This is a genomic window from uncultured Gimesia sp. (assembly GCF_937910335.1).
Classification (GTDB): domain Bacteria; phylum Planctomycetota; class Planctomycetia; order Planctomycetales; family Planctomycetaceae; genus Gimesia.
On the sequence record NZ_CALEMX010000141.1, the window covers coordinates 1 to 11310 of the forward strand.

Genomic DNA, 11310 nt, shown 5'->3' on the forward strand with positions numbered 1-11310 from the left:
ATGGGAAAAAATTTCAAGAGTCTCCCCTATGAAGAGTGTATTTGGATTATCTGATTTGTCAATCAACCCTGTGGCTTTGAGAATATGGTTTTTGATTTGCACAATGGCTCATAGTATCGAGGACCATTTTTTCAGGTAAAGGGTCAGACTGAATGGTCGATAATTCTAGTTCAATCTGAAAAGATTCAGACGAAACTTAATTTGAATTCGAAGTAAGGCGTCCCTGCAATCTGTGAAACTAACTGATCCAGAAATTGATATACCAGTTCACGCCATCAGAGAGGGGGGGGATCAGATCACAGGCCAATAGGAGTGGTGTGTAAAAAGCAGCGAAGAACGGGGAACTCATTGAATTATACGAAGCATACCATTGCCAGAAGAAGGGGCCAATGGAAAGCACATATAACACCATCAGGATGGTGATCTGGATAAAAGAAGTGATAATATACCGCCGCCATGACCACTTTTCTGGAGGCTTCAACTGTTGCTCTTCAGGCAGAGCAGGAGATTGTTTTGGTTCACTTTCCATATCAGATATTCTACACGCGAGAGGCGATCCGGGTCAAATGTCAAACTATTGATGGGTCAAGCCAGCTCTTGTCATTCAGCAAAAATAGAGCTGCCCGCGAGTCTAAATCATCCTGTGACTAAGAGTTTATCCCCCGACACGATTTTCATGTCTGGTTTCCTCGCTTCACATGATGACTGGTGAAGATTAGCTGGGATATTCAGGATCCTCATATTTTAATGCATTTACGATTTTGGTTGAGCGAGCCCCCTGCCCTTTGAAATGAAAGGTTCGTGCTGTTTCTGTTGTGTGCTTGATCTCGATCTGAAGTAAATCATGTGGTAAGACTTCCATGACTTTGTCAGCCCATTCGATCAGACAGACACCATCTGCATACATTAGATCATCGGCTCCCAGTTCCAAAAATTCATCGGTATCCTTCAGGCGGTAGGTGTCGAAGTGGTATAGGGGCAGTTGCCCCTGGTATTCCTGGATCAGAACAAAGGTGGGGCTGTTGACTTCATTGCGATCAACACCCATTGCCGAGGCTATCCCCTGGACCAGACGGGTTTTACCAGCGCCCAGGTTGCCATTTAAGGCAATTACCGTACCTGGTTCAAGTAGTTTCGCCAGCATGGTTCCGAGTCGCATCGTCTCGTTTTCACTGGTTGACTTAAAACACCACTCTGTAACAGCGTTCAAAGAAGTACTTTCCTGAAAAGGTTGAATAGATTTTTATTTAGATGATACTGCAGGTATAGCTTTTTGATTGCGAAATCACAATCCAAGCCGTTTTAAACCCGATTTAGAAAATGTCGCAAAAACAGCAAGAGTGGTCTGTGAACCTGATTCCCCTTTCCATGCCCTTCCCTGTAGAATGAGGCTTGTTTTTCGCTCGTATTCCCGCCTTAAAGTTTATCTTTAAAATGTCTCACGCCTATCGTTGTCTGATCTGTCTCACTCTGACTCACATGGTCGTTGATGCTTCAGCAATTGTTGTGGGACCGTTGTGGGGTGAGTTAAAACGTGTACATTCCTTGACGGAAAATATATTGTTTATGGTGTTGACCATTCATGCATTGGCCTCTTCTCTGGCACAACCCGTGTTTGGATATATCCGTGATCGGTATCCCATTAAATCCATTTTATGGATCGGCCCGTTGCTGGGAGCAGTCATGATGCCAATGGTCGGGCCAGCCAACAATCTGATTGTCTTAAGCCTGGCACTTTTATTGGGCGGTATTGGAATCGGTTCGTTTCATCCAGAGGCAGCAGTCGTAGCGGGTACTCTGATTCCGGAACGCCGTACGCGCAGTCTCTCGTTATTTATGTTTGGTGGAGCAATGGGATTAGCCCTGGGCCCCATCATTTGTGGTGCCGTTGTTTCTACCTGGGGACTTTCCAGTATCTGGGTTCTCGCTCCTTTCTACGCGGGACTGATTCTTATCCTGTATCAATTCGGTAAGCCCCCTGCCAAATTGTTTGAACGAGACCGAAAAAAGCCAGCACAGTCATTATCACAAATGCTGGAAGGTAGAGTCTATTTGGCCTTTTTTTTGTTCTTAGTCTGTTCGCTACGACTGGTACCCAATATGGCGATGGATAAGCTGATTTCCTTCATTCTCGAGAAACAGAACGCATCTGCATTTCAGATCGGCATGATGCAATCTGTATTTTTATTTTCTGCCAGTGCGGGGATGTTATTGATGGCATTTCGTTTTAAGTCGGGGCATGAAAAAGCATTTATGATAGGTTGTCCGCTATTGGGTATTCCCTTAATGGTAGTACTCGGCTGGGAAGGTTGTCCGACATGGCTGATGACATTGATGTTGATTCCCAGCGGATTGGTATTGTGGGGCACCAGCCCGGCGATGGTTTCCTATTCGCATCAACTGTTTCCCAAAGGAGGCGGTGTTGCCTCGGCAATTACGATGGGTATGGCTTGGGGGGGAGGCGGAATGATTCAGGCCAAAATAACAAGTCATTTTGTCGCGATCGATGTTCCCCACCAGGCTTTCCACGCCATTATTCCTTGTCTGATTCTGGCAACTTTGGGCGCGATGTTGTTGCCTTCTATTTCCAGGCAAGCTGAACCTGATGCAGAATCCGTATAATTAGTTTGCTTAGTTAGTCATTCATTTTTTAGTATGTGATGCCTGTGGTGCAGTAGGATTAGGAACATCGACAGGGTTAAAGTGCTGATTCACCTTGGAGACCGAGAAAAATCGACAGTGAAAATCAGGAATTTGTTAAATTCCGTCTGTTTTTCACCAAATTGGCCAGCGTAGACGAAAAATATTGGTTTTGATTGAAAACGAACAAAGATGGGTTTGAGCTCACACAAGATATGGTATCTCAAAGAGAGATTATCAAAAGATTCACTCAAAATATCCGATTCACTGGACAGCCTGTTTTCAGGTGACTAAGATCCGCTCACTCAAATGAATTGAAATGATTCAAGAATATTCATTTGAGGTTACTGTACTTTGTCAGTAGCAATCGGACCGAAGGAACGGACCGCTATAGAGAGAATGGATTCTATTTTCTATTCGTTCGATGAGGGGGGAATTTCATCCACTCGAGCGCACTTCTATTGCGAGCTTTTCTGCAGTTTGTTTCCTCTGGTCTCATAGTTGGGGAATTCCCGTAGTTTCCCCAGAATGTTTTTTGACCGCACAGGAAGTGCATTAGAAGTGAAGGATGGACCCAATGTCTAAAAAACCCTTGATCGGAATTACCGGAGACTTTCGTCCCGAGCAAAAAGAGTCGCAACCTTTGAGCTGGTTTTATACTGGCTACTATGATTCCGTGACTGATGCCGGTGGAATACCTTTACTGGTACCTCCCTTATCAGATGATGATGATTTAAAACAATTTCTAGAACAACTCGATGGCCTGGTGCTCTCCGGTTGTGCTCTGGATTTGGATCCAATTCGCCTTGGATTTGAAAAGCACCCTGCTTCCCGCGCCATGCCGCTACGCCGTGAGGATTTTGATAGACGAATCTGCACAATGGCAATGGAAATGAAAATGCCTCTGTTGGCAATCGGGGCGGGCATGCAGTTGATGAATGTCTTGAGTGGGGGAACTTTGCACCAGCATGTTACAGAAGACGTTCCCGGTGCCATGTATCACCGTGATGGAGTCGAAGCCAATTTAAGACACATTATTGATATCGTACCTGGCACACGTGTTGATAAAATGTATGGTCCTGGCGAAATTCGAGTAAACAGTCAGCATCACATGTCAGTTAAGTACATCTCAAAAATGTTTATTGCTTCAGCCACTGCTGCAGATGGCGTTATCGAAGCAATTGAGATTCCCGATGAAGACTGGTTTTGTGTGGGCGTTCAATGGCATCCACAAAATCATTCTGCATCTGCATTGGATATGCAGGTCTTCGAAAACTTCCTGGCCGCCTGTGAAGAGCCAGAACCACAAATTTTGCAAATGCCTGTCCGCAAAGCTGCTTAGACCGACCTCGATTTGTTGAAATGGCATAATGACTTATTAGCAGAATACCCTTCTGTATAGTGTTTTAGTGAAACGATGAGATTGAAATCGGCAAGTCATAACAACTTGCCGATTTTTTATTTCCGGGCCCGACATCGGGAATATTTGAATTTGTGACGGTTAATCTGACGATAACGAATGTAGGCGATTGAATATCGCGCTCACTGACGATTCATTGTATGAGATTCCGAAACTAAGATACAATGTAAATGAATGTCAGGAAACAGTTTATCAACGGACAATGAACTGAGACCTGTCAATAGAGCCTGAAATGAGACTATGACGACGGCGCACTATCGAGTCGATCTCAATATATACAGCGGTCCATTGGACTTGCTGTTATATCTGATTCGGCGAAATGAATTGGACATTCTCGATTTTCCGATCGCTTCCATTACTGCATCATTCAATGAGTTTCTTGATGTATTGGAGTTGATAGATTTGGATATCGTCGGCGATTTTATCGTGATGGCCAGTACATTGACAGAGATCAAAAGTCGTATGGTTCTGCCAAGGGCAGAAGAGGAAGAAATTGCAGAGGTCATTGATGATCCACGCAGCGATTTAATCCAACAGTTGCTTGAATACAAAAAGTTCAAAGATGCCGCCACTGCATTAGAGGAGCACGCAGCAGAATGGCAGGAACATTATCCGCGATTAACAGACGAGCGACCCAGGTCGGGTAAAGATCCTTCAGAAGATCTGATAAAAGAAGTGGAACTTTGGGATCTTGTAAGTGCCCTCGCGCGAGTGGTCAAGCGTAAGGAAGTGGAAGAAGAGTCCAGTATCACCTATGATGATACTCCCATTTCGACATATGTCGAAAGGATTGCTGCGCGTGTACGTGGAGAACAGCGGGTAGCATTCAGTGCTTTCTTTGAGGGTGAAAAACTTCGCAGTCGGATCATAGGAATCTTTCTGGCTATTCTGGAACTGTTGCGCCATCATCAGTTCCGGGCAGATCAGCCAGTCGAATATGGAGAAATTTGGTTGATGCCGCCGCTCGCTGAGGGGGATGAAGTCGAGGAAACGTCCAAGCTTTCGGCTGCCGAAGAAAATTTGATGCCACCATCAGAGATTGAGTCCACGAAAGAAAGCTCATCCGGTGAAACGGCTTCAGAAGACTAAGCCATCGTTCATTCCCAAGTGTCTCAAGCGCAGGGTGAATACATTACTGTGTTCACCCGTTTTCGTTCAAGATATCGAGGGGGACTTTAATCTCCGCTTTGAGTCCCTTCCCCTGATCGAAGCTGTTTCTCTACAATAGATAATACCATCCCTGTATTCCCTCTGCGTGAAAGAAGTATTCTGCTGTCAATTCGCAGAATCAAAGGAATGAGAGAACATGTCTATTTTCCAACTTAAGAGTGATTTTCAACCCTCGGGTGATCAACCTGCTGCCATTGAGGCGTTGCTAAAAGGGATCAAAGAAGGTAAGGCAGAGCAGGTTTTGTTGGGAGTTACAGGTTCAGGTAAAACGTTCACTATGGCGAATGTCATTGCAGAGTTGGGGCGACCAGCTCTGATTCTCTCACATAATAAAACTCTTGCCGCTCAATTGTACTCAGAGTTTAAGGAGTTTTTTCCAGACAACGCCGTCACATATTTCGTTAGTTATTACGACTATTATCAACCTGAGGCCTACATTCCGCAACGCGATATTTACATTGAGAAAGATGCCTCAATCAATGATGAAATTGATCGCCTGCGATTACTGGCAACCAGCGCACTGGTCAGTCGACGTGATGTCATCGTGGTAGCGAGTGTAAGTTGTATTTATGGTCTCGGGTCTCCCAAGGACTACCTGGAAATGATGATTCCACTCAGAGTGGGAACAGAAATTGACCGTGATGAGATGCTGCGTAAATTAATTGACATTCAATATGATCGAAATAATGTAGAGCTATCGCGTGCGAAGTTTCGTGTTCGTGGAGATGTTGTTGAATGTTGGCCGGCGTATGAAGAGTTTGCCTATCGTATCGAGTTCTGGGGAGATGAAATTGAAAATCTCGCAGTCATTAATCCTTTGACGGGCGAAGTTCTGAGAGTAGTTCAAGAAGCTTATATTTATCCAGCCAAGCATTTCGTTTTGCCACAGGAGCGAATTGATTCAGCGATCAAAGAGATTCAAGAGGAATTAGATGAGCGGCTTCAAGTACTGCAGAGCGAAGGAAAATTGCTGGAGTCCCAAAGATTAAGTGCGCGGACGAGATACGATATAGAATTACTCGAAGAGGTTGGCTTTTGTCCTGGTATCGAAAACTATAGTCGTGCTCTGGCAGGAAGAAAACCAGGGACGCCGCCTGATACGTTACTGGATTTTTTCCCCGATGATTTCCTGATGTTTGTGGATGAATCACATGTATCTGTATCACAGGTGCGTGCAATGTTTGCAGGAGATCGGTCACGTAAAACGAATCTCGTCGATCATGGATTTCGTCTGCCGATGGCACTGGATAACCGCCCACTGACATTTGATGAATGGAATGCTCGTCGCAGGCAGACGATTTTTGTTTCAGCAACACCCGGTGATTGGGAATTAGAGCGTGTAGAAGGAGAAGTTGTACAACAGGTGATTCGCCCGACAGGTCTGATCGATCCTGTAATTCGAATCGTTCCAGCGCGTGGTCAGGTTCCACATTTGAAAGATGAAATACTCAAACGTGTGGAAGTTAGTGAACGCGTGCTGGTGACAACTCTCACGAAACGACTTGCGGAAGACCTTGCAGCTTATTTTCAAGAGCAAGGCATCCGCTGTGCATGGATGCATTCTGAACTTGATGCTTTTGAGCGAGTTGAAATATTGAGAGGGCTGAGAGAAAAGAAATATGATGTTTTGGTGGGGATCAATTTACTCCGCGAGGGGCTGGATCTCCCGGAAGTTTCACTGGTAGCAATTCTTGATGCCGATAAGGAAGGATTTTTACGAAGTGAAACCAGTTTGGTTCAAACAATTGGCCGTTCCGCCAGGCACGTGAACGCGGAGGTGATTCTATATGCAGATAAGATGACACCCAGTATGCAAAATGCGATAGATGAGACTGAGCGTCGCCGGAAAATACAGGAAGATTATAATACTAAGCATGGAATTACTCCGGAGTCGATCAAAAAAGCGATCAAGCGAGGTATTGAAGGAGAGGCTGAAGCTCAGCAGTTTGTTCGAGAATCAGTAGGGTTTACTGATGAATCAGAATACATTACGCAGGAGTTTTTGGGGGAACTGGAAGCAGAAATGCTGGAAGCAGCAGAAAAACTGGAGTTTGAACGCGCTGCAATCTTACGCGATCGGATTGACAATCTCAAAAACAATGATGGCAAATCAGGCAAATCAAAAACTGGGAAATCAACTCGCACCGGAAAAAAAAGAAAACGACAGCGACGCAATAAATAGTCTGTATGCGTTTTAATTGGTAGCGATCAGTTTTTTGAGAACTGCCCCAGTATAAGATGTCGAGTGCTGAGCAATTTCTGCAGGTGTTCCTGTTGCAACAACGCTACCCCCTGCTTCACCCGCTTCAGGGCCCAGGTCAATAATATGATCGGCGACTCGAATGACATCCAAATTGTGTTCAATAATGATAATCGAGTGCCCCGCCATCAGTAAATGATCAAAACAGTTCAGCACCTGTTGGATATCAAGTGGGTGTAGTCCACAAGTGGGCTCATTCATCAGAAACAGTGTTTGACTGCGACTACTGGTGGTCAGGTAGGCTGCGAGTTTCAAGCGTTGACTCTCTCCACCAGAGAGTGAAGAAATCGGTTGGCCTAGTGGAAGATAGCCTAGCCCCACGTCTTTCAATCGTTTCATTTTCTTTTGCAATGCCGGTTGGCCTCTGAAAAAAGGAAATGCTTCATCAACAGTCAATTCCAATACCTCAGCAATATTGAGTTTACGGTACTTGATATCCAATAATTCGCGTTGATAACGTTTTCCATGGCATTCCTGGCAGACCATCGTGATATCAGCCAAAAATTGTAGATCAACTTCCGTAAAACCTGTTCCTTTACATTCAGGACAACGGCCACCGTTTTTACTGTTAAAACTGAAATGTGTGGGAGAAAGATTGCGTAATTTTGCATCGGCTGTTTGAGAAAAAACTGCTCTGATATCGTCGAATAAATTAAGGTATGTGGCCGGGATACTTCGAGGTGTCTGACCGATAAGTGATTGATCGAGCAAAATAACCTCATCAATTTGACCCGTTCCCGTCGCGGACTGACAGAATTGGAAAGTATCTGGGGTCGTTGTTTCGGCCAGAAGCTCACAGAGAATCGGAAATAAAGTTTGCTCGATCAGGCTACTCTTGCCACTGCCACTGAGTCCAGTGACAACACACAGTTGTTTCAAAGGAAATGAAACCGTGATGTTTTTTAGATGATTCCTCGTCACTCCAGTAAGTGTAATCATCTGCGGGTCTGGAATTCTGGGTTGTGAATTAAGAACTGAAACTGAAGTCGATTTCAGGAATTGGTTTGTGGGTGAACTGGTAGAAGAGAGTAACTGCTGATACGAACCCTCGAAGATGATTTCGCCCCCTGCTTTACCCGCAGCAGGACCCAGTTCAACGATATGATCTGCTGCTTGAATAAATTCAGCATCGTGTTCTACTACAACCAGAGTATTTTTTAAATCGCGCAGTTTATTGAGTACCGTAATGACACGGTGGTTATCAGCACTGTGCAGGCCCGAGGAGGGTTCATCCAGAATATAGAGCGTGTTCACCAGATTTGATGATAACAGAGACACCAATGCAATTCTTTGAGATTCTCCACCAGAAAGCGTTTTCATAGAGCGGTTTAATGTCAGGTAGCTGATTCCCAGTTCGCTTAATAAAGAGAGACGGTCATTTATCTCGCGGAGCACTGGTGAAAGGCGTTCTTGATCCGAATCCTTCAGGTTTTGTGTAAATTCCTGGAGCCATTGAAGTAGAACTGGAAACGGGAGTTGACAGAGTTGGTTGATGTTGTGGTTTTGAATATGTACTGCTAATGCTGCTGGATTTAGGCGACTGCCAGCACAGGCCGGGCAGGTTTGTGAAACCATGGCATGGTTCTGAAGATCAGAAGTGATACCTGACCCTTCACAAACAGGACAGGCTCCCGTCGGGCTGTAATAATTAAAGAGTTGTGGTTCGGGCAGAATGAATTCTTTCTGGCAGAAGTGACAGATTAACTCAATCGAGAAGTCATACCGAAACCATTTCTTCCGATCGAGTTCTAGAGAAACAGCCATTTTCTGTTTTGACTGGTTTTGTTCAACGAGTATCGTGACTTGCCCGGGGGATTTTTCAAAGGCGAGTTCCAGGCTGTCTAAAACACGTTGTTCATTGAGGACCTTTGTGTTCAAACGATCTAGAACCACCAGTAAAGAATCCCATTGAGCATCAATCTGAGGTAGAGTTTCAGTCAGCTTGACTGTCTCATGGTTTATAATGACACGTGTCATTCCCTGATGAATCAGGTCTTGAATGAGATTAGTTGAAGATTCTTCATTGGCCTTTTGAATCGGGTAGCAGATCTGGAATTTGGTATTGTCAGATAAACTTTTTAAGAAAGAGAGCGCCGATTCAGGAGATTGAGGAGTAATTGACGATTGGCATTCCGGACAAACGACTTGTCCAAATGATCCATAAAGTAGTCGCAGGTAATGCTGAATACCGGATGTTATGGCAACGGTGGGTTCGATGCCCCTTCCGGATGAGTGATTTTTTCGGGAGTCTTGTCGGAGTGCAATGGCTGGTGGAACGTTTGTGATGTGATCAGCCTCCGGTTTGGGAAACTGATTTAAAAATTGTCGCGCAGAAGTGGAAAGCGTTTCGATGTACTTTCTTTGCCCTTCAGCATAAAGCGTATCGAAAGCCAAGCTGGTTTTACCGGAACCGCTGACTCCACAAACAACAGTCAGTTGATTCAGTGGAATATCCAGATCAATATTTTTCAGGTTATGGACCCGAACGCCACGCAATTGAATCATTGATAACAGTTTGCTGGAAGAAGATCCGCCTGGTAACTGTTTATTCATTCGCTGTGTATTTCAAGCAGCATCCGAGGCATCAAGATAATTGCTGATGCGACTTTTGGGAGAAAGACCGGGAGCAAAATCCTGTTCAGCACGTTCCAGACGGTATTGCAGAACGTAGGCATCTTCTCCTGCATCTTCAAAATAGTTTCGCAGTACCGAGACGGCACGGAAATCCATTTTGCGGAAAAATAATTGTGCCGGCAGATTTGTTTCGCGCACTTCCAGCACAATTTCACGACGCCTTTGCTGAGATAACTTATCTACGACACGTTGGACCATTTGCCGTCCGATTCCTTGTTGTCTGAATTCAGGAGCGACTGCGAAGTTTAACACCTGAATCATGGACTTATGGAGTTCGTAGATCATAAAACCCACAATCTGATTATTGTGTTCTGCCACCATTCCAATGCAATTTCGCTGTCTGAGGCAACTTAGAAAATACTCTTCCGTCCAAGTATATTCAAAGCTTTCCTGTTCAATTCGAAGAACCTCCGGCATATCTCTCCGGATAAGCCAGCGGATTTGAACCATTGTACTTTGGTTAGAATGTTGATTGAGACTCATAGTGGCCTTCCTGCTACTGATAAGTGCTTCAATGATTACCTGAGATTGTTGCTTTATTCTTCATGAATGCCTGCAACAACCTGGAATAAAGTAAAAGGAATAAAATTTGGATTGGGCGTCGGAAAATGTATGTCATGATTGAAGATGTGTTTCAGATTGGACAGACGCCTAAAACAGCGAGGACGATTCGGGAAACTTATCAGATGTCGGAATCGGCGCACAGAGGAATTTTTTATTTTTTATCAAATTGCGATCGATAATTGATTCGCACCTTTCACTATTTGCGAAAATACTGAGTCAGATGAATTCTGACTCAAGCATGATCATCGATTTCGTAAAGACAGACTTACCCTTTGGGAGGCAGAGGCATACGCCTTTTTACAAGTAGATGATTAATAACCTCTTCAACTCCAGTAAGTGCCTGGATTCTCTTGCAAATGTCGGGACATTCCCCTTCAAATTCGAGAACTCCCTCCAGGCAGACCCCATTCTTAGTGCGATGTACGACTAATGATTTTACGTTAACATCAGAATCAATAACTAAGGCGTGCTGAATTTCACATTCCAGGGAATGGGGAGCACCAAATTGAAGCGAGGAGATGCGAGCGGCAGTTTTTGCAGGAATGGGTTCAGGAGATCGGACGAGAGATTTCTTCTTCATGTGGCTGTTCCTTTCACCACTAAAAATACGTTCCATCTAAAA

General features: G+C 44.6%; 9 protein-coding genes. 4 read left to right on the forward strand and 5 right to left on the reverse strand.

All coding sequences use genetic code 11. From position 1 onward, the window contains the following. Nucleotides 1-238 precede the first annotated feature (238 nt). Together Q0668_RS05585 and tsaE are read right to left on the reverse strand one after the other, a co-directional pair. Nucleotides 239-529: a hypothetical protein gene (locus Q0668_RS05585; RefSeq protein ID WP_298861074.1), complete on the reverse strand. Its 291-nt coding sequence runs from the start codon at nucleotides 527-529 to the stop codon at nucleotides 239-241. A 186-nt stretch (nucleotides 530-715) separates the two neighbouring features. Next, nucleotides 716-1210: a tRNA (adenosine(37)-N6)-threonylcarbamoyltransferase complex ATPase subunit type 1 TsaE gene (gene tsaE / locus Q0668_RS05590; protein ID WP_298861076.1), complete on the reverse strand. Its 495-nt coding sequence runs from the start codon at nucleotides 1208-1210 to the stop codon at nucleotides 716-718. 224 nt (nucleotides 1211-1434) lie between these two features. Here tsaE and Q0668_RS05595 point away from each other — a divergent pair, with 224 nt between their 5' ends. The 4 genes from Q0668_RS05595 (at nucleotide 1435) to uvrB (ending at nucleotide 7412) form a co-directional block, all read left to right on the forward strand. Then, entirely contained in the window at nucleotides 1435-2622 is a 1188-nt protein-coding gene (locus Q0668_RS05595; protein ID WP_298861078.1) for an MFS transporter, read from the forward strand. A gap of 595 nt (nucleotides 2623-3217) precedes the next feature. After that, entirely contained in the window at nucleotides 3218-3982 is a 765-nt protein-coding gene (locus Q0668_RS05600; protein ID WP_298861081.1) for a gamma-glutamyl-gamma-aminobutyrate hydrolase family protein, read from the forward strand. A 318-nt stretch (nucleotides 3983-4300) separates the two neighbouring features. Further along, the gene (locus Q0668_RS05605) at nucleotides 4301-5149 is read left to right on the forward strand and encodes a segregation/condensation protein A (RefSeq protein ID WP_298861084.1); all 849 of its coding nucleotides are present in this window, start codon (nucleotides 4301-4303) and stop codon (nucleotides 5147-5149) included. A gap of 217 nt (nucleotides 5150-5366) precedes the next feature. Beyond that, the gene (uvrB, locus tag Q0668_RS05610) at nucleotides 5367-7412 is read left to right on the forward strand and encodes an excinuclease ABC subunit UvrB (protein ID WP_298861087.1); all 2046 of its coding nucleotides are present in this window, start codon (nucleotides 5367-5369) and stop codon (nucleotides 7410-7412) included. A 12-nt stretch (nucleotides 7413-7424) separates the two neighbouring features. On the opposite strand, the gene Q0668_RS05615 is transcribed toward uvrB, so the two are convergent. From Q0668_RS05615 to Q0668_RS05625, 3 genes are all read right to left on the reverse strand, one after another. Next, on the reverse strand, nucleotides 7425-10043 hold the full coding sequence (locus Q0668_RS05615) for an excinuclease ABC subunit UvrA (protein ID WP_298861090.1): 2619 nt from the start codon (nucleotides 10041-10043) through the stop codon (nucleotides 7425-7427). A gap of 12 nt (nucleotides 10044-10055) precedes the next feature. After that, nucleotides 10056-10607, reverse strand: a complete 552-nt coding sequence (gene rimI / locus Q0668_RS05620; RefSeq protein WP_298861092.1) for a ribosomal protein S18-alanine N-acetyltransferase — start codon at nucleotides 10605-10607, stop codon at nucleotides 10056-10058. 346 nt (nucleotides 10608-10953) lie between these two features. Beyond that, the gene (locus tag Q0668_RS05625) at nucleotides 10954-11268 is read right to left on the reverse strand and encodes a hypothetical protein (RefSeq protein ID WP_298861095.1); all 315 of its coding nucleotides are present in this window, start codon (nucleotides 11266-11268) and stop codon (nucleotides 10954-10956) included. Nucleotides 11269-11310: the final 42 nt, after the last annotated feature.